The 26,880-nt window shown below is 66.1% G+C and carries 14 protein-coding genes, 2 tRNA genes and 2 pseudogenes; 9 read left to right on the top strand and 9 right to left on the bottom strand.

Annotation, left to right across the window (positions count from 1 at the left end; genetic code table 11):
• Positions 1 to 237: 237 nt before the first annotated feature.
• Complete coding sequence (locus OG792_RS08710) at positions 238 to 735, bottom strand: cupin domain-containing protein (RefSeq protein ID WP_329108710.1); 498 nt, start codon at positions 733 to 735, stop codon at positions 238 to 240.
• Positions 736 to 793: 58 nt separating this feature from the next.
• Here OG792_RS08710 and OG792_RS08705 point away from each other — a divergent pair, with 58 nt between their 5' ends.
• Complete coding sequence (locus tag OG792_RS08705; protein ID WP_329111163.1) at positions 794 to 1,258, top strand: hypothetical protein; 465 nt, start codon at positions 794 to 796, stop codon at positions 1,256 to 1,258.
• A 96-nt stretch (positions 1,259 to 1,354) separates the two neighbouring features.
• On the opposite strand, the pseudogene OG792_RS08700 reads toward OG792_RS08705, so the two are convergent.
• Positions 1,355 to 2,188, bottom strand: a pseudogene (locus OG792_RS08700) (IS5 family transposase).
• 226 nt (positions 2,189 to 2,414) lie between these two features.
• On the opposite strand from OG792_RS08700, the gene OG792_RS08695 reads away from it, so the two are divergent.
• Positions 2,415 to 3,482: an integrase core domain-containing protein gene (locus tag OG792_RS08695; protein ID WP_329108709.1), complete on the top strand. Its 1,068-nt coding sequence runs from the start codon at positions 2,415 to 2,417 to the stop codon at positions 3,480 to 3,482.
• Between the two features lie 555 nt (positions 3,483 to 4,037).
• On the opposite strand, the pseudogene OG792_RS34645 reads toward OG792_RS08695, so the two are convergent.
• A pseudogene (locus OG792_RS34645) lies at positions 4,038 to 4,172 on the bottom strand (IS630 family transposase); the annotation flags it as partial.
• A gap of 82 nt (positions 4,173 to 4,254) precedes the next feature.
• Between OG792_RS34645 and OG792_RS08690 the strand changes: the two are divergent.
• Positions 4,255 to 5,505, top strand: a complete 1,251-nt coding sequence (locus OG792_RS08690) for an IS4 family transposase (protein ID WP_329106845.1) — start codon at positions 4,255 to 4,257, stop codon at positions 5,503 to 5,505.
• A 562-nt stretch (positions 5,506 to 6,067) separates the two neighbouring features.
• On the opposite strand, the gene OG792_RS08685 is transcribed toward OG792_RS08690, so the two are convergent.
• Positions 6,068 to 6,556 carry a hypothetical protein gene (locus OG792_RS08685; RefSeq protein ID WP_329108708.1) on the bottom strand — a complete coding sequence of 163 codons (489 nt, stop codon included), beginning with the start codon at positions 6,554 to 6,556 and terminating at the stop codon, positions 6,068 to 6,070.
• 529 nt (positions 6,557 to 7,085) lie between these two features.
• Between OG792_RS08685 and OG792_RS08680 the strand changes: the two genes are divergently transcribed.
• On the top strand, positions 7,086 to 7,556 hold the full coding sequence (locus OG792_RS08680; RefSeq protein ID WP_329108707.1) for a hypothetical protein: 471 nt from the start codon (positions 7,086 to 7,088) through the stop codon (positions 7,554 to 7,556).
• Between the two features lie 151 nt (positions 7,557 to 7,707).
• On the opposite strand, the gene OG792_RS08675 is transcribed toward OG792_RS08680, so the two are convergent.
• The gene (locus tag OG792_RS08675; protein ID WP_329108706.1) at positions 7,708 to 8,694 is read right to left on the bottom strand and encodes a helix-turn-helix domain-containing protein; all 987 of its coding nucleotides are present in this window, start codon (positions 8,692 to 8,694) and stop codon (positions 7,708 to 7,710) included.
• 66 nt (positions 8,695 to 8,760) lie between these two features.
• On the opposite strand from OG792_RS08675, the gene OG792_RS08670 reads away from it, so the two are divergent.
• The 5 genes from OG792_RS08670 to OG792_RS08650 all read left to right on the top strand — a co-directional run bounded on the left by OG792_RS08670 (position 8,761) and on the right by OG792_RS08650 (position 12,747).
• A complete protein-coding gene (locus tag OG792_RS08670) occupies positions 8,761 to 10,011 on the top strand; it encodes an MFS transporter (protein WP_329108705.1) in 1,251 nt (416 codons plus the stop codon).
• Positions 10,012 to 10,229: 218 nt separating this feature from the next.
• Positions 10,230 to 11,042, top strand: a complete 813-nt coding sequence (locus tag OG792_RS08665; protein ID WP_329108704.1) for an IS5 family transposase — start codon at positions 10,230 to 10,232, stop codon at positions 11,040 to 11,042.
• 151 nt (positions 11,043 to 11,193) lie between these two features.
• Positions 11,194 to 11,266 (top strand) — tRNA-Asp (locus OG792_RS08660).
• Positions 11,267 to 11,275: 9 nt separating this feature from the next.
• A tRNA-Cys gene (locus OG792_RS08655) sits at positions 11,276 to 11,348 on the top strand.
• Positions 11,349 to 11,373: 25 nt separating this feature from the next.
• Positions 11,374 to 12,747: an SDR family NAD(P)-dependent oxidoreductase gene (locus OG792_RS08650; RefSeq protein WP_329108703.1), complete on the top strand. Its 1,374-nt coding sequence runs from the start codon at positions 11,374 to 11,376 to the stop codon at positions 12,745 to 12,747.
• Between the two features lie 123 nt (positions 12,748 to 12,870).
• Here OG792_RS08650 and OG792_RS08645 read toward each other — a convergent pair whose 3' ends face one another.
• The 4 genes from OG792_RS08645 to OG792_RS08630 form a co-directional block, all read right to left on the bottom strand.
• Positions 12,871 to 13,734 carry an IS5 family transposase gene (locus OG792_RS08645; protein WP_329108702.1) on the bottom strand — a complete coding sequence of 288 codons (864 nt, stop codon included), beginning with the start codon at positions 13,732 to 13,734 and terminating at the stop codon, positions 12,871 to 12,873.
• Between the two features lie 542 nt (positions 13,735 to 14,276).
• The gene (locus OG792_RS08640; RefSeq protein WP_329108701.1) at positions 14,277 to 14,627 is read right to left on the bottom strand and encodes a hypothetical protein; all 351 of its coding nucleotides are present in this window, start codon (positions 14,625 to 14,627) and stop codon (positions 14,277 to 14,279) included.
• 3 nt (positions 14,628 to 14,630) lie between these two features.
• The gene (locus OG792_RS08635) at positions 14,631 to 21,347 is read right to left on the bottom strand and encodes a polymorphic toxin-type HINT domain-containing protein (RefSeq protein WP_329108700.1); all 6,717 of its coding nucleotides are present in this window, start codon (positions 21,345 to 21,347) and stop codon (positions 14,631 to 14,633) included.
• Between the two features lie 159 nt (positions 21,348 to 21,506).
• Entirely contained in the window at positions 21,507 to 26,867 is a 5,361-nt protein-coding gene (locus OG792_RS08630; protein ID WP_329108699.1) for a carboxypeptidase regulatory-like domain-containing protein, read from the bottom strand.
• Positions 26,868 to 26,880: the final 13 nt, after the last annotated feature.

Below are 26,880 nucleotides of genomic sequence, written 5' to 3'. Positions count from 1 at the left end.
TGAGCAGGACGGAGCCGGGGACGACCCAATCGGCAGGCGCCATACGGTCCTCGCCAAGTGCTCGGGGCCACGTTCTCAGGCAACCCCGGTCCGCGCCCCGAATCGGCGCCTCGCAACTCACTTTCATGGCCGTGAGCGCGCGTTCCGGATCCTGGCCGCCTACGTTCCACAGGAAGTTCTGACGTGTCGATGAGCGTGCGTCTGGCCGAGCCTTGGCATTGACGTGGTTTTCCCTGATCAGAGCAACGAGGCATCGTGAACGGCAGTTAGCGCGCCGCCTGCACTGCCGGTGTTCACCACGCCAGCCGGCTCGATGAGAAGCGCATGCACCTCTCCCTCGGCGACAGGGCAATGCTCGACGCCTCGGGGCACGACGAACAGCTGACCCGGATGCAGGACCACATCGCCGTCCCGCAGCTGGATGGTCAGCTCCCCGCTCACCACAAGAAACAGCTCGTCGGTGTCCTCATGCGTGTGCCAGACGAACTCCCCGCGCACCTTGACAACCTTGATCTCGTAGTCGTTCAGCCGCGCTACCACCTTTGGCGACCAGTACTGCGAGAAGCGGGATAACTTGTCAGCGATGTCAACAGCTTCATGTTCCACGCCCGCCATCCTGACATGGCGAGCTCGACCCGGGAAGATTCGTTTGCTTCTGCCTGTATCGGGATCGACGGTCGAAACGCGGAGACGAATTTCCGGATCTGCCGCGATCCGCGCGTTACGCAGCGTCATGTAAGCAGTCAGGTTGCCGTCCGGAGATGCCGATCATCGGTCATACACTTGCCGCGTGATGTCTGAGGCTGCGGACAGCGTTGTGGATCGCTTGATCGAGGCATTGGCGGCCCAGCTTGGCGCCTCGGGGCATTCCGCGCTGGCGCCTGGCGCGGTCGAGGCGCTGACCGAATTGAGCAGGGCCGAAGCTAGTCTGATCTTCAGTCATGCCGGCCACCTCGTGCACTACGACACGGACACCGAGCCGTTGGAGATCCTCATACAGATGATCTCGAATATCCAACGTGGTGAGGCTGCGGCGGGTGCCGCAATACTGCCGGGAGACGAAGTGCGACTCGCGGGCGAGTTGCCCGCCAGCCTGGCGGGCTACGATGCCGATCGGCTACGAGAGACCGTGTTCTTCGTCCGCTACGTCGGTGACGACGCGACGGTCGATGTACAACCGGACTTGACCGAGGACTACGTGATCGCGGCGGTTCCGATCGACATCGTGAAGCCAGCGCGGACGCAGGACATGCCGTAGAACCGAGCATCCGCTCACTGCGCAGACTCTTCCTGTCGGTGGTCTCGTCGGGCAGAGTGTCTGGTGGCGGCGGTATCGGATCGACAGCGCACCTGGTCACCACCGGGCCACCGCCTTGGGCGTGTCCTGTAAGTCGGTACGCAGCCACAACACGATGGCGACGATGATCTCCGACCGGCAGTAGGCCACGCGCTTCGCGTAGCGTGTGCCCAGGGCGCGCAACTGTTTGAGTCGGTTGAAGCAGCGCTCGACGACGTTACGGTCGGCGTACACCTTCGGATCGAATCGTGGTGGGCGGCCCCCGCCTGAGCCTTGCGGCGGGCGGCGGGCGATCCGGTCACTCTTCTCCGGACAGGTGAACGCGATCCCGCGCTCGCGCAGCGCCGCCCGGGTCGAGGGATGGGAGTAGCCCTTGTCGGCCAGCACCCGCTCGGGCCGTTTCCTCGGCCGGCCAGGCCCGTCGCGGCCCACCGCGATCTGGTCGAGCAACGGGAGCAGTTGCGGGTTGTCCCCGGCCTGGCCCGGAGTCAGGATCACCGACATCGGCAACCCACGCCCGTCGACCGCGAGATGAATCATGCTGGTCAGCCCGCCGCGGGACCGCCCGAGGGCGTCGCCGTCGACGGCGAGGTCCTCGACCCACCCGGTGGTACAGCCCCCTTTCCCGGGCCCCCGCACTGTGCTGGTGGGCCCGGACCGAGGTCGAGTCGACACTGAAGGACCACTCCACGTTCCCGACGGAGTCGTCCTTGACGAACACCTCGTCGAGGATGTGTTCCCAGGTACCATCGGCTGTTCAGAGGCGCAGCCGCTCATGCGCGGTCTTCCAGGGCCCGTAACGCTCGGGCTACGGCCCCGACCCGCGACCGGCGGAAGCAACGGCTCGATCCGCGCCCAAGCCCTGTCGGTCAACTCACCTTGCCCTACCACCCGAACATGATCACTGACCACAGGTCAAAACCCTCACACAGGACACGCCCTTGTCCGCTCGACCGTGAGAGGTCCGGCATAAGTTCTGCCACCGAGCACACGAACCCGACCTGGCTCGACAAGCCGCACACCTCGACGGCGCACCTACGCGACGGCTGTTCCGTGCCATAACTCGTCGCACGTGCTGTGAGCTGGGAGTTCTCGGCTCGGGCTAATGATCTCTCGTATGACCATGCGATTGCTATACCTGGGAATGATCTGCCTGTTCAGTGGACTGGGGTTGTTGATCCGCGGCGACAGAGCGTTGGTGGTCGAGGTTCTCGTGCTGCGGCACGAGGTAGCGGTGCTGCGACGGCAGGTCCCCGGTCGGCCGCAGCTGTCCTGGCCGGACCGGGCGATCCTGTCCGCCCTCGCCCGCCTGCTGCCCCTCCGGATACGGGAACATCGGATCGTTACCCCGGCCACGTTGCTGAACTGGCACCGCCGGCTGGTAAAACGCCACTGGACCTACCCAAACCGACCCGGCCGGCCACCGGTCAGCAACGAGATCCGGGACCTGGTACTACGGCTGGCCCGCGAGAACCCTCGCTGGGGACACCGCCGAATCCAAGGCGAACTACAGCGGCTCGGCTATCGGATCGGGAACGGCACGATCCGACGGACCCTGACCCGCCGCCGTGTTAGCCCGCCGCCCCGCCAGCACGACACCAGCTGGCGTACCTTCCTGCACAACCAAGCCGCTGGCCTGCTGGCCATCGACTTCTTCCACCTGGACATGGTCCTGCTGCGGCGCCTGTACCTGCTGGTCGTCATGGAAATGGCCACCCGACGGGTCCACCTCCTCGGCATCACCGCCCACCCCACCGGGCCATGGGGGACCCAGCAAACCCGCACCCTCACCATGGACCTAGGCAAGCGAGCCAACCCGTTCCGGTTCCTCATCCGCGACCGCGACGCCAAGCACACCGCCGCCTTCGACGCAGTGCTCGCCGCCGAGAGCATCACCGTGATCAAGACCCCGCCCCGCACGCCAAGAGCGAACTGCTTCATCGAACGCTGGCGCCGCAACCTCCACGGCGAATGCACCGACCACATGTTGATCTACAACGAGCGACACGCACTGACCGTGGTCAGCCAGTACATCGACCACTTCAACAACCACCGACCACACCAAGGACGACAGCAGCGCCCACCCAACCACGACCCGGCCGTCGCCACCATCCCCATGGACAAGCCCGTACGACGCCGACGACGACTCGGCGGGATGATCAACGAGTACCACCGGGCATCCTGAGCGGATCTCCAAAACACCAGGTCACCGCCGTCGAACGAGTTTAGGGACGGTACAGGGGCCTATGACCGTCCAGCCATAGACCCCGACCTTGCACGGGTACAACAACCAGCACTTTCAGCGCCAACCCCGCCCCACATCAGCAGCCCTACCACCGCTACTCGGGGACGTTAGTCTCGCTTTCCTCATCGAAGTAGGGAGGGACGACGAACAGTACGGCGAAGCCGCTACCGAGAGTAAGAATGAGTCGGATAATCCAAATCAGCCATTCCCCAGGAGCAAATTCTCGAACCAACCAGGTCGATGACCCTACGCAAATTAGCATAAACCAGCCACGCAACGTGGTCACCAGGGGCAGTAGCCTTGCACCCGCTCGACCCACCACTACCACCTGCATTTCGCCTTAAAACTCCATCTGACCGCGCCCTTGAATCCCTGCCACCGAATCGGAGTGCCCTTGATTCCACGAGACGCCCGAGATGCTTGAAAGGCTCTCGCGCCCGCCGCCAGCCTAGTGTCGCGTGATCCTGGTTTGGTTATTTGCCGTTGTTGTCGACCCGAGGAGAACGTGCCGCGGCGGATGGACTGGCGGGTGATGATGCCGAACCAGGTCTCGATCTGGTTGATCCAACTGGAGCCGACCGGGGTGAAGTGGAACCTCACGTTCGGGTTGGCCTCCAGCCAGGTCATGACCCAATGCCGTTCAGTTAGGGCGTCTGCTGAGGTCAGTGTGGTGAGCTGACGTCGGTTGTGGAGGGCGGTACGGTGGCTGGCCGTGACGTCAGCGGTGGTAGAGACAGCGCAACGGCCGTGGGGCCGGTTGACCGACCATATCGGGCTGGGTGTGGTGTCGGCCCGTTTCGGGCGTGACCTGCTGGAGGAGGTCCTCAACCGCACCGAGCGGCGGGAGAAGCGGTCGAGGCGGCTGCCCGCGCATGTGATGATCCGCTACGTCATCGCGATGGGTTTGTTCTTCGCCGAGTCCTACGACGAGGTGATGCGCCGGTTGGTGGGTAACCTGCGCGCACTCGGTTCGTGGGACGACGACTGGCAGGTCCCGACCAAGTCGGCGATCACCCAGGCCCGACAACGGCTCGGGCCAGAGCCGATGAAGGCGCTGTTCGAGCGGGCCGCGGTGCCTCTGGCGACCTCGGGCACCAAGGGCGCGTGGCTGGCCCGGCGCCGGTTGATGGCGATCGACGCGACCAGCTTCGACGTGGCCGACACCTCGGACAATGCCGAACGGTTCGGCCGGATGGGCTCCGGGCCGAAAGCGTCGGCGTATCCGAAACTGCACCTCGCCGCCATCGCCGAGTGCGGCAGCCACGCGATTGTCGGTGCCGTGCTGGGTAGCTGCCGCACCGGGGAGCGCACCCTGGCCGCCGATCTGACCAGCACGGTCGGGCCGGGCATGCTGGTGATGGCCGACGCCGGCCTGTACTCCTACGACCTGTTCAACCGGTTCGCGGGCACCGGCGCGGACCTGGCCTGGCGGATCGGCGCGTCGGTGTCGGTCGGGCACCTGAGCTGGCTTCCGGACGGCTCCTACCACGCGCTGATCTACACAGCCGGGCTGAGCGCCGCCAGCCGGGCCCGGCTGGCCGAACAGGCAAAAGCCGGCCACGATGTTCCCGCCGAGTTGGCTCGCCGGGTACGGGTGGTCGAGTACACCGTCCCGGACCGCAACCTCGATGGTGACCTGATCGTGGTGATCACCACGATCACCGACCCGCACGAGATCGGCGCCCTCACCCTGGCCGAGGCGTATCACCAACGCTGGGAAGAGGAATCCGCGCTGGACGAGATCAAGACGGACCTACGCGGACGCGGTGAAGTCCTGCGCTCGAAGACCCCGGACCTGGTCGAACAACAGATGTGGGGACTGCTACTGGCCCACTACGCCATCCGCGCCCTCCTGCTGGACGCCGCTGACCCGGCGGGCTACGACCCCGACCGCATGTCCTTCATCAAAGGCCTCCGGGTCACGCGCCGCCAGGTCACCGACCAGGCGGCCATCACCCCCTGAACACCTTTACACCGCCCTGACCGACGCGCTCGACGAGATTCGCCACCAGCCCAACCCACCCCGCCGCGACCGGACCTGCCCCCGCGTCATCAAACGCGCCCGACACAACTCCTACCGCGTCAAACGCCCCACCGACCGAACCACCCGCCACCCCAACCCGCCAACACCGCAACTGGCCTGCCCAAACATCCTTAACTGAACGGCATTGGGTCATGACCTCGGGGGTGGTGTGGGTGGACAGGTTGTCCAGCACCACGTGGACCTCCCGGTCGCCGCGCGGGACCTCTGGCCGGTACAGGTCAACTACCAACCAGCCGACGTCGGGCGCCGCCTTCCGAGCGGCGTCTGCCTCCGCCGCGTGCCGGCGACGCAGGACCGGCACCTGCGACGCCCCGCCCGTCTCCGGTCGCCATGATCTTCGGAAGTGTTGCCGTAGCCTTCACTCAGCAAGTGCCTTCCGTGGCGGGTAAACAGGACTCTCGACAAGCCCTATTTTCCCTGATCAGAAGGCCCTTCTTCGTTTCCGATCCACTCCTTGAACAGCCCATACCGAAGGCCGAGGTTAGTAGGGTTGAAAACTTGGCCTCGCCGACGGAAAGTCGTCAGGAAAGAAGGGCAACCTCAGCTGCCGTGAGTATACTTCGACAAGGAAAGCCAAAAGACCGCCATCAAAAGACAGCCATTCAGTGCGGCCTGGATGATTAACGACGAGAGTCCATACCGAGGGCACGTCACAGGGCTGCATCACCCAGCAAATAATATCGCCATCTTCCGTTTTGGTCACCGGCAGCAACTCATCCGGATCATAGGGAAGAGATCGACCGCTGACCCACTGGCTCCGGAGCCGCTCCCTATAAGCCCCCGCGAACGAGACTAGCCGAATTGCCTCGAACCGGGATTTCGGCTGCAGCAGATGCAGAAAGTCGTCGAACACACCCGGGCCATACGCCTCCACCAGCAGGCGATAGTCGACCGGGACCGCTACACCCAGACGGCGACCGAGTTCATCCCACTCACGGAATGATGCGGTCGGAGTTTCAGGCGGAGTCACGACGGCAACGAGAGACTCAAACAAACTTGTCACCAGTCTTCATCTCCGACCCCAAACATCGCCGCCGGATTGGGAATGTCAAATGGGTCAACCTTCAGCCCACCACTTCCGTAGGCACTGATACGCAAGTGGGTGGGCATCAGGGAATCCCCTACATAAATGGGCTTCACGTTATATTGCACCGCCTGACCTCCCATTACAGCATCATAGACCCGCATCACGTTAGTGCTCCGGTGCGGTGTTCGGCGCGGGTTCGTGGGATACCGGGCGGCCGTTCGGGTCGCCGTGCTGGCGTGGTGCCGGTGCGAGGTCGGGATGGCTGACATCGCGCGGTTCCGGGCAGTGCTGCGGGAGACGGATCGTCGTGGGGCGGTCGATGATCGCCTGCCGCTGCTGGCGCCGATGTAGCCGCTGTTCGGGGTCGGTTGAGGCGTGGCGCGGTGGTCGCGATCGAGGGAGAGGTCGGCCGGTCGTTGTTGGCGATGATGATGCTGGCTGGGGTGTCAGCGGCGGGGGTGGCTGGTGCGGCGTGGTTAATGTCCCTTCGTTCGGCTGCGTTGCCGCCCAGGAGTTGGATATCCGGCTGGAGGCGCTGGCGTTGGTTCCCCAGACCGGCGCGGCGTGGGCGGATGCGGTCGGGGCCCTGGTGACTGGCATGGACGCGGTGCTGGTCGCCACGTCGACGCAGGTGCCGGGTGAGTTGGCGCGCCGGCTGGCGGCGAAGGCGCGCCAGCACCGCTGCACGCTGTTCACGCTGGGGCCGGCCTGGGAAGGCAGCGATGTGCGGGTGTCGGTGCGGCGTCAGGAGTGGCTTGGTCTGGGGCAGGGTCGGGGCCGGCTGGGCAGTCGCCGGCTGACCCTGGTGGCGTCCCACCGTCCGCATGCCGAGCTGGTCCTGTGGCTTCCAACCGAGGACGGTCGTGTCCGTGTTGTTGATGATGGAGCCGCAAGGGTCAGGCTGTCCGGGGTCGGGCAGCATGCGCAGGCAGGCCGATCTTGACGACCCTCCGCGGCGGCCTGCAGGCGCCAGCCGCTTCGGTTGAGGGCTGCGGGGCCAGGGGATGTGAGGACGTACGCAGACCATCTCCAGCACCGTCGGCCTCATCAGTACGTGGCGCCGCATCCCCGATGACGGGATGGTTCGAGTCGAACTATCGGGGCTTCGGATCCAGCAAAGCCAGGCCGCGTTCAGTGGTCAAATACAGCACGCTACGCCCGGTCCGCTCGCCTACGACCAGGCCACTGTCGCGCAGGACACTGAGGTGTTGTGACACCGCGCTGGGCGACACTTTCAGCGCGCGTGCGAGGTCGGTGGTCGTCGCGGGTGACCGCAACGCCTCAAGCAGTTCAGCTCGGGGCCGCCCGAGCAGGCGAACCGCGCTCCCGCTCGCCGGGCGGGTTCCTGCCGTCCAGAGCGCGCCGACGCCCCGCGCCGGGTAGCGCACCGTCGTGTGCGTCGTCGTGTTCCCCTTGATCAGGACGTATGCGGTACCCAGCACGACGGGCAGCAGTACCAGACCGCCGGGGGCCGGGTTCATGATGCGATCGCTGCGCCAGCGTTGGAGCGTCAACCGCCCATCGTGCCAGCGCAGATCTGGATGCAGATCCGCGAACAACCTTGCCGCGCCGCCGGCGGCGAGTTGCTTTGCGCGGTACGCGATGTCGGCATCGAGGACGGCCCGAATACGTGACCAGTACGGCGCGATCAGCCGGTCGTGCGCCTCGCGCAGCTCGGTGGCGATCGCCCGAAGTTCGGCGGCGGGATGCGCGGCGAGTTCGACCGCACCGTCCGGGAGATCGTCGCCGAACACCCGCTGCAGGCTGTCGCGAACCTGGCGCGCCGTGGTCCGTCGCATCGCCGCGAGGTCGTCGTCGATCGTCCTCCCCGCGCCGATCGGGGCGGGGAGAAGAAACTGTGGCCAGTGCGGCCGATCGTTGACGATCAGCGGCCAGGTGCGGGACAGCCCGAGTGGTCGGGCGGCGAGTTCGTCCGATGCCCATCGCATCCAGCGCAGGTTGGTCTCCTGCAGCCTGGGGTCCCCGAGTTGCTGCAGACCTGAGATGGTCTCGGACAGGGGCGAGATCGCAAACCGGGTACTGGCCAGGTCGGCGACGCTGAGGTCCAGAGTCAGCGGCACTCTGCGATTATGTAGCCGGCGGCTAAATGGTGTCCAGGCGACCACCGGCATCAGACGATCTCTGTCGTGACCGCGACGATTTCCGAGCCTCGACTGTCCGCTTCCTACTGGCGCCTATGGTGGGCGGCGGCCATCGACAATATCGGCGATGGTGTGTTCGCCGCGGCCATCCCGTTGCTGGCTCTGACCATCACCCACGACCCGCGGCTGGTCTCGATCCTTGCTGCCGCGACGTACCTGCCGTGGCTACTTCTATCAATTCCGGCCGGGGCGGTCGTCGACCGCTACGACCGGGTCGGTCTGATGTGGCGTTCCCAGGCGATCCAGGCGGCCCTCGTCGGCATCGTGGCGGTACTGGCTGCAGTCGGTGAATTGAGCATTCCCGTCCTGGCCGTGATGGCGTTCGGGCTCGGTTGCTGTGACGTGGTGTTCGGTATCGCGTCGCAGGCGATCCTGCCGGAGATCGTCCCGAAATCCCTGCTGCACAAGGCGAACGGCAATCTGTACACCGTCACCACCGTCGGTCAGACGTTCGTCGGCCCGCCCCTGGGCAGCATCTCGTTCGCCGTCGCCGTCGCACTGCCGTTCGGCCTGGACGCAGCCTCGTTCGCCCTGTCCGCCGCGCTGTTGGCGACCCTGCCGCGCCGTCGGCGGACACGAACCGAGCACCCGCCGTTGCGCACGGCCATCGCGGACGGCCTGCGTTGGCTTACCGGGCATCGCCTGCTGCGCACCCTCGCACTGCTGCTCGGCGTCAACACCTTCTGTTTTCATTTGGGCAACGTGACCCTCGTCCTGCTCGCAACGCAGACGCTGCACCTGAGCACGCGCAGCTACGGCCTCTTGCTCGCCGGTGCCGCGATCGGCAGCGTGCTCGGAGGCTTGGTCAACGCCCGGATCGTCGTGCGGATCGGGGCGCTGCCCGCGCTGCTCACAGCGCTCGTGGCGAACGTCTTCATTTTCGCCGGCATCGGGCTCAGTCCGGATGCGATCGCGCTCGGCGCACTGCTGGCATTGAACGGGTTCTTCACCACCCTGTGGAACATCGTGACCGTGAGCCTGCGACAGCAGCTCGTGCCATCGGAGCTCCTGGGACGGGTCAACGGCGTCTACCGGATGCTGGGTTGGGGACTGATCCCGCTCGGTGCGCTGACTGGGGGCATCGTCGCGCACGAATTCGGGGTGCGAGCGGGGTACCCGATCGCCGGTGGGCTGCGTGCCATCGCACTGCTCGTCGCGCTGCCGGTTATTGTCGCCGCGCTGGGCGCGGCAAATGCCAAGTCGGCCGCAAACAGCGCCTTAGCGGGGAGGTACTGAGCAGCGTTCGGGGTGGGCGGCCCGTACAAAGCGCATCGCGGTGGTAACGGTAATGCCGAAGATGCGGATCAGAGGGCGGTTCGGAACGCTTTGGTTGATCTATGCGTTGGGTCTGTGCGGTGATCGTTCTACGGGTTCGCGGTAGATGGTGATCATTCGATGGTATGAAAGATGAACCCCGGTCGCGACCTGGCTCGTAGCTGCGGCGTTGGCTGGTCATGGGTGATCGAAAGCCGTACCCGAGTGACGTGACCGACGAGCAGTGGGCGTTGATCGGGCCGTTCCTGGACACGTGGCGGGTCACGCGTGTCTCGGTCGCGGGTCGTCACGGCGAACAGGATTTGCGGGAGATCGTGAACGCGATCCTCTACCAGAACCGGACCGGCTGCCAGTGGGCGTACCTGCCGCATGACCTGCCGCAGAAGTCGGCGACGTACTACTACTTCGCGTTGTGGCGTGACGACGGCACCGACCAGACGATCCATGACCTGCTGCGCGGCCAGGCGCGGGAGAAGGCCGGTCGGGCGGAGGACCCGAGCGCGGTCGCGGTGGACACCCAGTCGATGCGGGCCGCGAACCACGTCCCGGCGGCCACGACCGGTAAGGATGCCGGTAAGAAGGTGCCGGGCCGTAAACGGGACCTGGCCGTGGACACCGTCGGCCTGATCATCGCCGTGGTCGTGACCGCGGCGTCGGCCACCGACAACGCGATCGGCATCAAGCTCCTGGACAAGGTCGCCGAGCACACGCCGACGGTGACCCACGCCTGGGTCGACGCCGGGTTCAAACAGGACCTGGCGGTCCACGGCGCGGTGTTGGGCATCGATGTCGAGGTCGTCAAACGATCCGACACCATGCCTGGGTTCGTGCCGGTCAAGAAGCGGTGGATCGTCGAGCAAACCTACGGCACGCTGATGCTGCACCGTCGTCTGGTGCGCGAGTACGTCAAGAAACGGTTTACGACGCTGACCAGGGACAGCACAAGCGGTCGCAGGCCGGGCGGAGACGGTCCGAGCAGCCAACTGGGTTGAACACTGTGCAGCGTGTTGGGAGCGCATTGTTGTTCCCAACAGCTCGCCGTAGGCGCCTCGTCGAGGCCATGCTCTGAACCTACGTCCGGGTGTGCTTGGCGGGGTATCCGTTGGCGGCGTTTCGGTCGTGTCGCTAACATGCCAGGCGGTGGGACCTGTAGCGCAGGGGTAGTCGCGCCGCCCGATCAAGGCGGAGGATGCCGGTTCGAGTCCGGTCGGGTCCCACCGCCGGTTGGTCGGTAGCGCAGAGGTCGACGCGCCGCACTGCAAATGCGGAGGACGCTGGTTCGAATCCGGCCCGTCCACCCGGCCGGTCGAGGGCGGGGAGGCGATGAACGGCGACGAGGTCGAGGTAGCGTTGCGGGTGCTCGGCGAAATCCGTGCGCTACCTGTCGACGACCCGGTCCGCCAACGGGTACAGCGCGCGGTCGATGGGCTGCTCAAGGATGCCCAGCGGCAGCGGCGCGCCAACCGTCGCCGGCAGACCGCGGCCGCTGACCGGGCCGTCGTCGCTGGTGCGGCCACTGGTGCGGTAGACCGGGCCGAGGGCGTACCGGTGGTCTCCACCTCGCGTGAGGTGTCGATCGATGTGGACGGTGTGGGCCGGACCCGTCGGGAGCGCCGGTGTTACGCCTGCCGGGACCGGTTCCGCACGGTCGACGTCCTCTACCATGCGCTCTGCCCTACCTGTGCCGAGCTGCACCGGTGGCACCGGGACGCCGGTACCGATCTGACCGGCCGGCGAGCGGTGGTGACTGGCGGCCGGGTCAAGATCGGCTATCACGTGGCGTTGAAGTTGCTGCGCGACGGAGCCGCCGTCACGGTGGTGACCCGGTTCCCGACGGACGCCGCCCGCCGGTACGCGCAGGAGCCGGATGCCGCCACGTGGCTGAAGTCGCTGCGGGTCATCGGTGCGGACCTGCGGGACCCACGCCAGGTGGTGGACCTGGCGGAACGGTTGACCGAGGACGGAAGCCGGCTGGACATACTGGTCAACAACGCGGCCCAGACGGTGCGGCGACCGACGTGGGCGTACCAGCCGCTGGTCGCGGCGGAACTGCTGGCCACCCAGGAAGGGGCGGTGGTCGAGTCTGTGGCCGGCTACCGGCCCGGCGCGGCGCCGCCCGAGTGGAGCGCGACCCTCGCCGCCGTCGCCGACGCACCCGGCCGAGAACTGGCGCACATCACCGACGCCACCGGTGCGCTGGTCGTCCCCGGCGACGCAAACTCCTGGACCGCCAGGATCGGCCAAGTTGACCCGGTCGAGCTGCTGGAGGTGCAACTGGTCAACGTGGTGGTACCATTCCTGCTGCTTGACAGGCTCCGCCCGGTGTTGACCACACCCGGGCCGGGCCGTCGGTACGTGGTGAACGTGACCGGCCGGGAGGGCTGGTTCGGCGAGGATGGAACCGGACCCGAACGGCACCCACACACCTCGGTCAGCAAGGCAGCGCTGAACATGCTGACGCGGGTCGGCGCGGCCGACCTTGTCCGGCACCAGGTGTACATGTGCGGCGTCGACACCGGCTGGATCACCGACGAGAACCCGACCGCGCTCAAGGCACGGCGGGCCGCCACCGGCTGGCGACCACCACTGGACGTCATCGACGCCGCCGCACGGATCTACCACCCCATCATCCGCGGCGAAGCCGGCGCACCGCTGCACGGCGTACTACTCAAGAACTACGCCATCGTCCCGTGGTAGACCCAGCACCGAGAACGCGATGCGTTCCCGGCACTCTCTCCTCCGCGCTACACCCCAGCCGCACCGGCCTCGGACCACAACCAAGCCCACCGCAACAGCCACCCGAGGCCTGACAACTCCCACTCAACTAAGAGGGTGTATGAGATTGGTGTCAGTCGGGTGGGTTGAAGGTGCGGCGTTGTTGGCGTCGGGCGGTCTTCCTCGGGTGAGTCGGCGGAGCATCTGGTTGATGGCCGCCCAGCGGATCATGGCCTCGGAGGTTTCGGGGAGGCGTTCGTAGTCGCGGGCGAGTCGGCGGTGGGCGGTTAACCAGGCCAGGGTCCGCTCGACCACCCACCGGCGCGGGTGGACGGCGAAGCCCTTCTGGTCGGCGGGTTTGCGGATGATCTCCAGGGTGGTGTTCAGGGTCGCCTTGGCCCAGTCGACGAGCTGACCGGTGAAGCCCTGGTCGGCGAACACGTACCGGATCGGGGTGGCCGCGTACGCGGCGAGGAGGGTGGCCTTGCCGCCGTCGCGGTCCTGCCACGACGCGGCCAGGACCCATACCGCGACCAGCAGACCGAGGGTGTCGGTGACGACGAACCGCTTCCTACCGTTGATCTTCTTCCCCGCGTCGTAGCCCCGAGTTTCCTGGCCAACGGTGTCGGCGCCCTTCACTGACTGGGAGTCGATGATCCCGGCCGACGGTTCGGGGTCCCGTCCCTCGGCGATCCGGACCGGTTCCCGCAGCTCGGCAAGGATCCGATCGGTCACGCCACGTTTCTCGAAGCGGTTGAAGTGCCAGTACACGGTCGACCAGGGCGGGAAGTCGACCGGCAACTGCCGCCAGGAGCAACCGGTCCGCACCACGTACAGGATCGCGTCCACGATCGCCCGGCGGGGATTCTTCTCCGGCCGACCGAGCCACTTCGGCAGCGGCAACATCGGCTCGACGATGTCCCACTGCGCGTCCGTCAGGTCCGATGGGTAACGAGGGGTGCGTTCCACACCCTGATCACCGACTCAGCCCCGCCGCCCCGACGGACACCGTCCGACATCGATCTCATACACCCTCTCAGGCCATGGACCCGAGATCGCCGAAGTCCAGTCCAGCAGCCTCGACATGGAGCACGCACTCTGCTTTTGCTGATCCCGATGGATGAAGCAGCGACCGCACCCATTCAGCAAGGGCCGAAATAAGCATCCGCGATGCGTGATTCTCAACCTCCGCTTGCGCCTCGGCGCCCGTCCCAGCGCCAGTTATCAATGGTGGAGTGGCCAAAATTATCGGAGGAGCCCCGTCGTTCCTGGAATTCCGGAGTACCTGCGCCTGCCCAACAATCGGCGTCCCCCCGTATCGGTCATGCGCAACCCTGTAGTGCACTACCGCTGCATCACAACCCGCACCCACTTCCGCAAGAGGTCCACTCCGGACGGCGACCTGCGGGAGGTCCCCCGAGTAGGAGAGATAGCTGCTCCGATTTGAATTCCGATGAGGAAGCAACGACAAATCTCACTACCCATCCTCTCCGTTTGACGGTGACGAACACCTAATCGCCTCCCTCTATCTGATCCGCCCGATTCTGCAGCTCATATGCATAAGCATCCCAATCAGGGCCGAATGACAGAAGATCCGCTGCCGCCTCCCGCAGGATAGCCACGTCGGCTGGGCACTGAAGGCAGGCCAACCTGAAAGCCAGGTTCCGCGCCCACGGCGGCATTGCCATCCAGTCTTCGGCAGCAATTTCGCGCAACACGGCTAAAATTTCATCAGCTGGGGCGAAGGTAACCCGCTCGACAAACGTCCGCATCGCATAGACTTTGTCCTTAGGATCACCCTCTTGGCTCGCTGCGGTCAGATTCCTGGCGGCTACGTTAAGGTTACCCACCGGCTTCTTCACACCTCACTCCCAGCTATGATTCCAATAGGTCGGAACATTAAATGCGCCGTCAGGCGTATTGGTCACACGATACCCGATCTTGGCACCACCCACGTCGACATATCTTTCGAGAGGTCCCCTGAAGCCCGACGTTCCTGGAACTGGAATCTGACCTCCACTCACCCTGAATGCATTCACGTCACGAGCGATCGCGGCCTCGATCTGATCTGCCGTCAGCGTTGTAGTCCGAAGATCGTTCATCCCACTAGGACCTTCATGAGCGCGATTGAACCCATGCCCGGTATTGAATCTCCAGGTTTCACCGTCGATTTCTGCGCTACGCCGAAGGTCAAGTCCTGCACCCTTCGAAACGAAGTTGATACATCCGCCCGTGTTATGCACGAGTACCGGCGTGTTGCCGGCCATCACATAGTACGTGTGGATGTCGTCAATAGTAAGGTTGAAGGCAGCACCTCGATGGGCCGTGCGCCAGTCAAGTCCAACGACCGGAAGCTCCGTACCGCGACTTGTATGGAGCATATCGCCGGTGTCAAGTTGCTGAGCTTCTTGCCACTGCCGGTCGGTTGCGTTCCAGAAAGGGTGGTCTTCAGTGGTCGTCAGGGACTTGTCGTCGTCGAGCTTAAGGTCGATCAGGTCGTCCTCGTGGGACCATACTTGCGTCACCCTTCGGGGACCTTCTTCCCCTGTTTCAGGGTCCGTGGCGAGGACGACATCGCCGACCGCGATTTCCTCGATCGGCTTGGTGCTTCCGTCCGCAAGTAGGACCCCGGTCTGCCCCGAGAAGCTACAGCCGCTTCCACCTCGACCCTTACCCGTTACCGGAGGGCGAACACCCTTTGGAGCGACCTTGAGCGGCAGGAGGGCGGCGCCAACGGTGAGCGTCTGCTCCGTGAGGATGGCCGCCGCTTCCTCTGTGTCTCCGTCTGCGACGGCTTCGATGAGCCTGACGCTGGTATCCGCCTGACCTAGGGCCATTTTGAACTGGCCAATTGGTGTCAGAGGTTCGACAACGGTCGCGGCGAACGCTAGCACTCCGGTCATTTGGCCGTGCGTGGCGGAGGCTGAGTCGTAGGCATCTCGGGCGCTCTGGAGCGTGACCGCATCGATGGTCGAATCGACGAACGATGACCATCCGGACTTGACTCCGCGCCATACGTCCCTGCCGAAGTCGCGATCCTTGTCCTTGGTCTTGGCGGTGGATTTGCCGCTGCCGTATCTTAATTCGGTGTTGACCTGTGAGTGCTTTGAGGGGGTGGGGCCTCCCCATTGGGCGTCTTCAGGACTGAGACCACTTGGGTCGCTGGACGTGATGGGGGTGTTGTTGGCGTAGGAGTAGGCGTTCCATTGTTGTGGGTCCTTCAGGTCCATGATGGGGTCGACGCTGATGAATCGGCCGAGTCCGGAGTCGTATTCGCGGGCGCCGAGATGCGTCAGGCCGGTCGGGTCTTGGGTTCCACCGACGAAGCCTCGTTGGTTCGGCCACACGAGCTGCGGGCCGCGAGGTGTGCCGTAGGGGGTTTGTCGTCGCAGAGTGAGAGCCTGAGTGTTGTCGGCGGTGACGGCGATCTGGCCCGTGCCCTGGTGGTCGCTCGTAAGCCAGGTCAGGCCGGCGGCGTTTCGGGAGGCGACAACAGCGCCGCCGTGGCTGTAGTAGCGGGTCCCGTTCGTCGACCCAGTGCCGGTATAGCGGATCTCTTGGCCGGGCAGGTAGAGGGTTTTGCCGGTGGGGTCGCGGCGGATCAGGCGGTTGCCGTCGGCGTCGTAGATGTACCGGGTTTCGCCTGCGGTGTCGGTGCTGGTTTCGAGATGTCCCTCGGGGTCCCAGGTCATGGTCTGGGTGCCGGAGGAGGAGGTCGGGCGGGTGAGGGTGTTGCCGGTGGCGTCGTAGGTGTAGGTGCCGGTCTGCGCGCCGCTGGTGGAGCTGAGGCTGTGCGGGCGTGGGCTGTCGGCGGGCGGGTAGGCGTAGTTGGTGGTGGCGTTTCCGCTGGTGCTGTGGACGACCTGGCTGAGCCGGTTGCCTACGGCGTTGAATGTCCAGGAGTGCCGGTAGGGGGCGGGGCCGCCCAGGAGGCTGGTGGACGGAGCTGCCTCGCAATTGCCGGAGGCGGGGGTCCATGCCTCGGTGAGTCGGCGCAGGTGGTCGTAGTCGAAGCACTGGGTGTCGTCGACCGGGTCGGGCGCGACGTCTGTCGCCTTGGTGATGTTGCCGGCGGGGTCGAAGCTGTAGCGGATGTCGGAGAGGATGTGCGGTGCGACGGTGTCCCGGTCGGTACGGATGCCGGTGAGTCGACCGGTTTCCAGCTCGCGCTCGAATTTCTGCCACACCCGTCCACCCGAGCCGGTGTACAGCTCGTACTGCTCGGCTTGGCCGAGGGCGTTGTAGTCCGTGCCGGCGACGTATGAACTCGCGACGTTGCCGTAGAGGGTGGTCAGGGTCGTCGGCAGGCCAAGGCTGTCGTAGCCGTAGGACAGGATCTCGTCGGGTAGGCCGGCGTTGATGGAGGGCAGGCTGGTCGAGGCGGGTGATCCGTCGATGTTCCAGGTGCTGGTGAAGTTGTAGGTGCCGCTGAGGCCGGTTTCGGTCGCGGGGATGGTGACGGCTTGACCTGTCGGGCGGTAGGCGTCGTCGTAGTCGGTCACGCTCACCGTGTAGGTGGCTGTGCCGACGATCCGGGTCGACTGGGTGAGTTGTCCCTTGTCGATGGTGTCGTAGGTCCAGCGGGCGCGGGTTGCGGGCACGGCCGGATCGAGAATCGCCGTACGTCGGTTCAGTTTGTCGTAGCTGTTGAGCAGCCTTTTGTTGCGGGCGTCGGTGGTTTCCGTCACCCTGCCGGCGTTGTCGTACTTGAGGGAGGTGGACCCCTTGTCGGGGTCGCTGACCTGGATTTGGCGGCCGCGGATGTCGTAGGTGTAGGTCCAGTCGTTGCCGGCCGGGTCGGTGACCGAGGTCAGCTGGCCCTTGCGGTTGAAGGTGTATGAGGTCGCGTCCCAACTGCCGGCGGTGTTCGGTGTCGGCGCCGTGCCGTGGTACTGCCGCAACCCCACCGTACGACCGCGGGCGTCGAAGACGGTCGACATGGCGGTACCGCCAGCCGGTGGCGTGTCATCCACCCGGTCACCGGCGTAGTAGGTGGAGCCCCGCCAGCGTTCCACGGTGTACGGCTGGAAGATCGCCGCGGTGGCTCGGCCGGCGCCGTCGTAGATGGTGCGGGTCTGGTTGGGGACGTTCGTCGGTTCGGTGGCCGTGACCAGAGTCATCCCGGGGCTGCCGTTGGCGTGGTAGGTGCCATAGGTTCGGCGCGCGCGGCCGGCGCTGTCGTAGAAGGCTTCGGTGAGCATTCGTCCACCGGATGGGGAGGGCACCTGGGTTTGCCGGGGGCGGAGTTGGCCGTCGTAGAAGGCGTGTGAGGTGATGTAGTTCCCGGCCGCGTTGAGCTGTGACGTGGTGACGGCGGTGGCCGCGTTGTTCCGGATGGTGTAGGCGAGGACCATGTTCGCCGTCTGGGTGGTCTTGTCGCGTCCGGGTAGCCAGACCGACGTGAGCCGGCCCAGTCCGTCGTAGGCGAGGTCGGTGCGCTTGTTGTTCGCGTCCGTGGTCGAGGTCGGCAGGCCCCACGCCGGTTGCAGGGTCGTGGTGGTGACGTGCAGCAGTGGATTGGTCACCGTGGTTCCGGTGACCGGTCCGCCGGTTACCGGTACGTAGTCGGTCTTCGTCAAGGAGTCCATCGCGTCCCAGGACGAGGTCACCCGGCCCTGGACGTCGTAGGCGGTCCGGGCGATGGTGGTGAAGGTGGGAGCCCCCGCGTTCCACGCCCCCATCTCCTGGCCGGTGGTGGGCAGGCCGCGCGTGGGCGCTGTTTCGAAGGGCTGGTCGTCGTACCAGGTGCGGGTTTCGCCGATGACGTCGGCCTCGGTGAGGGTGCCGGTGGTGGCGGCGCAGCCGATGGCGTAGGTCTGGGTCCGGTGGACCCGGTCCATCACCCAGGCCGTGTCGTTACGGGGAGTGAAGTCGGTCTTCGCGCAAGTCTCATCCCCAGCGACGCTTTCCTCACCGAAGTCGTCGACGCTGATCGGCATGCCGTAGCTGTCGTAGCCGGTGGTGGTCCGGGTGACCCGTTCGCCACGGCCGGCGTCACGCATGGTGTAGTCGCGCACGGTCGCGACACGGCTGTGCCGGGCGGTGACGGTGTCGCCGTTGACCGTGCGGGTGGCGGTGGCGCCCGAGGCCCACGGGTCGTTCGTCTGCCGGGACACGACGGCACCGCCGGGGCCGTTCAGGGTCTTGGTTTCGCGGGGGATCCCGGCGTACCAGTCCTCGTCGTTGATCCCGTCGATCGTGACCGGCCGGGTGCCGCCGGACGGGGACAGCTTGTCACCGTGCATGCCACGGAAATAGCGGGTTTCCGTGTACGTCTGGTCTCCTGGATCACCGACGGTGACCGCTACCCGGCCGTAGCCGCGGTAGTCGGACCAGGTCTTCCGCTTCGGGTCGACGAGCCCGTCGTCGTCGTTGTAGTGCCAGGCCACGCCGTCGAAGTACTGGTACGAGTGGACGACGCGTGGGCTTCCCTTCGGCGGCACGCCGCCGGTGTGGTCGATTTCGTAGATCGTGGTCACCACGTACTTGTGGAACCAGTCGGTGACCGGGTCCTGGTAGCCCTCCGGCTCCCAGATGACCGGGTAGCAGAGCCGGTTGTTGGTGTGCGGCGTCGGTGTCTGACCAGCTACGCAGTCCGGTTCCGAGTAGGTGACGTTGATCGTGCCGCCACTTTCGTTGCGGATCTGGGCGATCCGCATCCAGTTCATCGCCGCCGCGAAGTCAATCGTGTCGACCCGGTTGGCGAGCTGGATGTAAGTGAACTCCACATCCGGGACAGTCGTCGTACCGCCGACCAGGCCGGCGTGAGAGATCTTGTCCAGCCACAACCCGGCCCGGGTGCCGTCTCCGGGATCCGGGAATGTGTGCTTGAGCGTCCACCGCTCCACGTTGTCGTAGCCGCCGCCATTGCGGACCTGGGTGGTGATGGTGGCGAGCCGCTTGGTGGACCAGAATGTCGGCGAAAAGTTGTCCGGACACGACGTGCCCGTGCACTCGGCGTCCCACGGGGTGTCCGGCCAGTGCGCCTCGTCGTGTGTACCGCAACTGGACAGGCAGCGGTCGGCCTCGCCGAATTCCACTCGCAGCGGCGCTGGGGTGCTCAGCACCGAGTCGACGCCGCTGTTCTGGCGAGTTCCGTAGTCGATCCGGTCGAGCCAGCCGCCCCGGTCGTAGGCCGCGTCGTCGGCCGGGTCGAGATTGCGGGCGTACTTGTTGGTTTCCTTGACGTACCAGTACGACGCCGAGTTGTTGTTCAGGTCGACGACGTAGTCCAGGTTCCAGCGCCACGCCTGCACGCAGTCGGAGTCGGCGAAGGCGGTTGCGTGACACGGTTCGGCCGGGATGCTGCCGACGGCCGGGTCGTTGCCGAATACCGGCGCGGTCCAGGTGGAGTTGGTCACTGGTTGTCCGGACGCCCAGCCGGGTAGCCGGTTGCGCCCGAACCAGTACTGAGTGCCGTCGGTCGCGGTGACCACCCAGTGCTCGCCGTTGTTGTCACCGTTGCTGGCTCCGGTCCTGCGTTCGATCCGGGAACCGTCGTCGCTGCGCGGATGCCAGCGGTTCTCGGTCGAGTTGTAGATCAGCTCGCTGGAGCTCCCGTTGAGGGAGAGGATGGCATTGTCGGTTTCCCAGCACAGGTCGCCGGTTTCGTCATCGTTGTTCGCAGACCCGTCCATGTCATCGGCGCACGGCTTGTACCTGCGCTCGATGAACCCACCGACCGTCGCCTCGAAGCCCTCGCCGACCCAGGACGGCTGGTTGTTCGAGGCGGCGTGGCGACCGTCGACCGACTGCGACGAGTAGTTGAGTCCAATCTGGGGCGCCGGCCCGCCCGGAGCGGGCGGCACGCGCATCGGATAGGACCAGGTGAAGGATCCGGAGTTCCCACCAGCCGACCAGGTGGACGATGGCTGGAGCGAGGTGGCGCCGTAGTCCCCTGCCGGCCCGGAGGTGTCGGCCGATAGCGCAACCATCCTCGCCGCTGCGCTGAGCGGCAGGTCCGCCGACACCGTGCGCTTCGCGAGATCATTTCTCGACGGCAACGGTACACCGACGCATTGACGACTGTTCGGGCTGGTCAACGCGCAGTCCGGCAGACTGACAAGGCGGAGCCGGCTGGCCCAGTCAGCGCCGTACGCGGTGGCGAAGGCGGCGTAGTCGACGCTGACTCGCACCCCCGCCGTGGTGGCGAGGCCGTCGGCGCGGTGCAGGCGAAGGAGTACGCCACGTACCCCGGCGCGGGTGGTCGCGGCCCGGTCCAGCACCTCGACCCGTACCCGTTGGGGTTGGCCCGTGGTCGACCGGGCAGTGCCGCTGTCGTTGGCTGCGGCGACGCGGACTGGTAGTCCACCAACCTTCGCCGGTGCGCTGTCCTGCGCGGCGGCCAGCTCCACCACCGTGCTGGCGGCGGCTGGCCAGACGGGGGCGGGTTTCGCGCTCGCCGAAGCGGCTCCGGGGAGGGTCTGCCGCTTCGATGCCGCGAGTTGGCTTGGCATGTACGCACTCACGGGCGCCCACGCGACCTCGGTCACGGGCACCGCTGGCACCGGCGTGGCCGCTGGCGGCTGGTATGGCGGGTCGGCACTCGCCGCGGCCGGTGCCGGTGCGTGCAGCAGACTCACCGCAAGGATCGTGGCGACCCCTGTAGCGGTGGCCCGCCGTAGCGTTTCGCCGCGATGGCGTCGTCCGGACAGTGACACATTCTTGGGCAGCTTTACCTGCACCGGGGACCTCCGGGGGTGTCCGAGGGGGCCAGGGATGGCGGGGTGGGCGCTAGGGGGTCAGGGCGTGAGCGGGGTGATGCGCAAACCCGTCCCCGGCCGAAGCACAGGCTGGCGGTGGGTGTATTGGAGGGCGCGGGTGCCGTCGGCGTTCTCGATGCCGATGGTGGCGCCGCCGCCCTGTTCGAGGTAGGTGCCGTCGATGTCGGTGTAGGCGAAGGTGTAGCCGCCCGCCTCGTCCAGAACTGCTTGGAAGGTGACCCGGGTGGTGGGGTCCTCGAAGGAGTGCACGTTGCGCCACTCGACCACGTACTGCCGGTTCGGCGCGGTGCCTCGGGTTTCGGTCCGGACGCTGGCGTTGGCGTCGATGACCCAGTCGTGCCAGAACGGGTAGACGGCGGCGTTCGGTTCCTCGGGGCTGTCGACCGACGGGATGGGCCAGGCGTCGGGTGAGGGTTCACCGGGATCGACGAAGGTGAGAATGCCGTTGCTGTCCACCCACCCGGTGCTGTACGTCTGTCCGTAATGGGTGACCGGGAACGGCAGGGTGACCGGCGTGTAGGTGTCGTCGCCGGTCAGCGGTAGCGCGATGCCGGCGACCGGGGTGAATGTTCCCGGCTGCTCGGTGATGGTGTAGCCGGCGCCGGTCGGTGTTGTCGTGGCCGGGAAGGTCGCGACCGCCTGGGTATTGGTGCCGATGGTGACCTGTTGGACCTGAGAACCCCTGCAGGTGCCGCTGCCGATGGTGGCGATCACCGCGTATGTGCCGGCGGGCACGTTCTGGATCTGGTAGCTGCCGTTCGCGGCGGTGGTGGTCGTCAGGCCTGCGGCTTTCACGGTCGCCCCTGCGACCGGGGTGCCCTGGCAGGTGACGGTGCCGGAGACGGATCCCAGGCCGGGCGGGTTGGGTCTGAAGGTGATGCTCTTGCCGGAGGCAAGTTGGGTTTCGCGGTGCAGGTACTGGAATCCGATGGTGCCGGAGGCGTTCTCGATCCCGACGGTGCCGGTGCCTCCGCGTTCGATGAGGTTGGCCGGGTCGATGTCGGCGTAGGCGAGGGTGATGGTGCCGTTCTCCTCGAAAATCGCCTCGAACGTGGCCCGGACATTGGGTTGCCCGGAACGGTGCACATTGCGCCACTCGACCACCCACTGCCGGTTCGGCGCGGTACCGCTGACCTTGGTAGCGATCCGGGCTGAGGCATCAACCGCCCAGTCATCCCAAAGGGCGTACACGGCGGCGTTGGGTTCGCCCTCGGCCGGGCGGGACGGGATCGGCTTGGCCGCGTAGCCGATCCAGCCGGTGTAGGCCGGGTCGCGGAACATGATCACACCGTTGTCCCCGATCCAGGCCGTGGTGTACGACTCCCCGTAGAGCTTGATCGGAAACGGCGGGTTCTTCGCCCAGGTCACATCGTCACCGGTCCAGTCCTCGGTAATCGTGCCGGGGATGAACGCCTGCGTGCCGGTCTCGCACTTGTAGCCGAACTCGTCCCCGTCGACCATCACCGACAAGTCCACGTCCGACGTGCCACCGGCGTGGTTGACCACCTGCTTCGCGGCCTGCCCCGCACACCGGTTGTCGCCGGTCGCGGCGGTCAGTGTGTACTCCCCCACCCGGACACCGGTGAACTGGTAGCCGCCGTCGGCCCCGGTGGTGGCGGTCGCCCCGCCGGATTCCATCGTCACCGTCGCCCCGACGACCGGGGCGGAGGTGACCGCCGTGGTCAACGTGCCACTGATTGTTCCGACTGCTGCCGGGGTGTACGTGATCGACGAGTTGGGCGTCAACGCCGCCTCGTGGTACGAGAACTGTGCCGCGACCGTACCCGAACCATTCTCCAGGCCGATGGTGGCCGCACCGCCGTACTGCGACGGGGTGACCATGGACCCGTAGTGGTACGCGATCCGCCCATCCTCGTGGAAGATCACCTCGAAGGTGACCCGGTCCAGTACGGGACGGATCAGCACGTTGCGCCACTCCACGACGAACGACCGGTTCGGTACGGTGCCGTTAAGTTGGGTGCGGACGCTGGCGGACGCGTCGACCTCCAGATCGTCCCAGAACGGCGCCACCACCGCGTTCGGCGCCGCCGGATTCGGCAGGCCCGGGTTGGCCCAGGTTTCCACGCCCGGCTCCGGACCGAAGCTGACCAGCCCGTTTGTGTGCACCGTGCCCGACGAGTACGACCCGCCGTGGAACTTCACCGGGAACGGCAGGCTCAGGGTGTTCGTGTTGTCGTCACCGGTCAGCGGCACCACCGTGGACGCCGCGACGAATCCGCCGGTGCCGACCTGGCAGGCGTAACCCAGACCGCCGTAATCCGGTCCGAGTTGCAGGTTCCGGACCAGGTCCGCGTTCAGTTCCACCTGGGTACGGGCGCTGGTCAGGCACCGCGTGTCGACCACAACCGAGACGGCGTAACTGTCTGCGACCAGGTCGTCGAAAGCCCACGCTCCGCCCGCGCCGGTGGTGGTCGACAACCCGGACGGGTCCAGGGTCACAGTCGCCCCGACCACGGCCGTTCCGGCGGCGTTGACCAGCGTTCCGGACAGGTCGTGCAGCGCAAGCGGGGTGTCGGTCTCGGGGTGCTCGAACACGATCGACCGACCGCTGGCAAGCACCGCCTCGGTGGTCGAATACCGCAGCCCGTCCGCGCCAGCCGGCGCCTCAATTCCAACCGCCGCCTGCGAACCCTGCTCGACGGCACCGTCCAGACCGTCGTAGTTCGTCGTGACCGTGCCGTCCGGCGCCAGAATCACCTCGAAAGACACCCGCTGCGCCGTCGACGCCTTCCGGTGCACGTTGCGCCATTCCACCACGAACCGTTCGTTCGTACCGCTGCCCGTGGTCGCCGTCCGCACACTCGCCGAACCATCCACCACCAGGTCATCCCAAAACGGCGCCACCACCGCGTTCGGCTCCGCCGGCGTCGGCAACAACCCACCGGTGTACGGATGCGAACCACCCGGATCCGTGAACGACAACAACCCGTTGGTGTCCACCCACGCCGAACGGTACGCCTGGCCATAGAACGGGAACGCGAACGGCAAGCCGATCTCCGTTACCGCGTTGTCCCCGGACAACCCCACCACCGAGTCGTTCGCCGCCGCGAACGCGCTCGTCTGCTCAAGGCAGGTGTAGCCGGAATCGTCCGAGTACGGGAACAGGTACAGGTCCCACCACACAGCCTGCTCGACAACGGGCAACTGCATACTGCCCGACAGGCCACATCGACCGCCCTTGTTACCCGAGACCGTGTAGGTGCCCGACGCAAAACCAGAGAACGTATATCCTCCGTCGCTGCCGGTGACCACTTGGAGCCCACCCGGTTCCAACCTGACCGTGGCGCCCGCCACCGGCTCGAACGTCGTCACGTCGATCACCACACCGGACAGGCTCACGACGGGCTTCACCACAAATTTGCCCTGCGCCATGCCGCTGACCCGGTTGCCGTCATCGACCGCGACCGCGTACAGCGGCCGTTCGCCGATGATGGCACCGACCGGCACCGACACCGTCGCGGTGCCACCCGGTGCCGAAGCTGCCACCTCATTGCCCAAGAGTGTGCTGTCGGCACTCCACCGGAACTTCGTCACATTGGTGTCGCCGCCCGCGTTGAACGTCACCGACAACTGCCCGCCAGTGGTCGCGTTCGACCCGTTCAGGATAGTGATCACCGGTTGCAGAGGCACGGCCAGTTCCGCCAACTTCGCCGGCGTCTCCACGAAGTTGTAGACCCGCACCTCGTCGATCTGCCCGCTGAGAAAGCCGTCGTCGTTGCCGTTCCACTTACGCATGCCCACCGAAACGGCACCGGTGGCGTTGAACCCACCGACAAGTGTCGCGGAGGCTGCCTGCGCAACGCCGTTGACATACAGGGTCAACCGCTTCGTAGACACCTCGTACACCCCGGCGATGTGAGTCCACTTCCCCGCCGTCGGCGCAGCGTCCGACAACACCGAGAACAACGGCGGACTGTCGGCGTCGGCGCCGGCCATCGCGAACCGCCATCGGTTGTCAGGACCCGAGTAGCCCAGCGCATAGGCGAACACGCGCGACCCGCCGGCCGCCACAACGGTCCGTTGACCGGCGACGCCACTGGTCGACGTAAGCCGGACCCAGGCCGCCACCGTGAAGCTCGAATCAGTACGCATCGACGTCAACACACCGGTGTCCGGATGCGGATACTGCACAGACCCCGCCGTCACCACCGACCCGGTCGAACCATTCAACGACACAGCGGATCCCACCCCGGCCCGACCCGCCACCCGAGTCGCGCTGGCCGAAAGGGTCCCGCTGTTGCCGTGACCGGCGACGTCGGTCGCCGCGCCGCTGGCCTCGTCAAAGTTCCAGTGCGCCGCGGCACCCGCACCCGCCCGGACCGAGAAGGTGTACGTCACCGGAGACGCCGAGAACCGCCCCGCATGGTCCTTCGACCACACCCGCAACGTGTTCAACCCATCATGGCGGGGCTCGATCGTGAGCGAAGCCCCGAAATCCGTCGTACGCGCCGGCACCGTCGCCGCACCGCCCAACACACCCGAATCCAACGTCCAGGCGTACTCCTTGACCTCGTGCGGACGGACCGACGGCGGCGCGATCGCGAACACCCCGGGCAACCCGACCCCACCGGCCGGCGTGCCGTCGTTCGAATACTGGGCGGAAGATATGCCACCTGGTGTCGGCGGCGGTGTCGCGTCGACCGTGAACTCGCAGGTCCCCGACCAGTCTCCGTAATGCGTACCGTCATACGTGACCGACTGCCACACGTACGTTCCACCGTCGGCCAGCTTCCCGGTCGGGATCTGCTTCGAGACCGCCGACGGGTTACCCGACGCCTGCGACACCTTGTCGGTCTCGTTACGGGTACCGCCCAACGGCCACCAGTAGAACCAGGTCGTCAACGACTGCTGCGACGAGTCCGGATCCGACTGCTTCACCGCCAGGATCGGGGTCTGGGTCAACACGTACGGCCGAGCCGCACCGGTCGCACAGGCTTTACCATCGGACAACCGATCAGACGGCGCGTTCGGCTTGGTGTTGTACGTGATCGCCAGCTTCGGCGACGAATGGTTGAACCGCTTCCACTGGTTCAACGTCCCCTCGTCGACCGCCCGCAGTCCCACCGTCATGTGCGCCCAGTTACCGCCCGCCGCCCTCGCCACCATCGACGTCACGTTGAACTCGATGGTGCCCGGCCCCGCGCAACCGTGCACCGCACCGTTCTTCCGGTTCGCCGCGGTCTGCGCGGTGACGCTGCCGTCCCAGGTCGGCTGCCTGTTCCACGTCGTGCCCGACGAGATCGCCCCGGTCAACCACAACTTCGCGTTCGACTTCGGGCTACACGTCCACGAATGCTTCTGCTCCACCCGGAACGTCGCCGCCTGAATGAACTTGCCCCGCACCGCGGTCGTGTCCATCTGAAAAAACGAC

The sequence above is a fragment of the Micromonospora sp. NBC_01699 genome (assembly GCF_036250065.1).
Taxonomy (GTDB): domain Bacteria; phylum Actinomycetota; class Actinomycetes; order Mycobacteriales; family Micromonosporaceae; genus Micromonospora_G.
The sequence above is the reverse complement of the archived record's forward strand: the minus strand, read 5'-3'. Positions and strand labels throughout refer to the sequence as shown.

Bases quoted from the DNA above. Each gene is read 5' to 3' on its own strand.
- OG792_RS08705 (WP_329111163.1), top strand. From the start codon at position 794: ATGTCTGAGGCTGCGGACAGCGTTGTGGATCGCTTGATCGAGGCATTG.
- OG792_RS08710 (WP_329108710.1), bottom strand. From the start codon at position 735: ATGACGCTGCGTAACGCGCGGATCGCGGCAGATCCGGAAATTCGTCTC.
- OG792_RS08650 (WP_329108703.1), top strand. From the start codon at position 11,374: ATGAACGGCGACGAGGTCGAGGTAGCGTTGCGGGTGCTCGGCGAAATC.
- OG792_RS08630 (WP_329108699.1), bottom strand. From the start codon at position 26,867: ATGGACACGACCGCGGTGCGGGGCAAGTTCATTCAGGCGGCGACGTTC.
- OG792_RS08665 (WP_329108704.1), top strand. From the start codon at position 10,230: ATGGGTGATCGAAAGCCGTACCCGAGTGACGTGACCGACGAGCAGTGG.
- OG792_RS08695 (WP_329108709.1), top strand. From the start codon at position 2,415: ATGACCATGCGATTGCTATACCTGGGAATGATCTGCCTGTTCAGTGGA.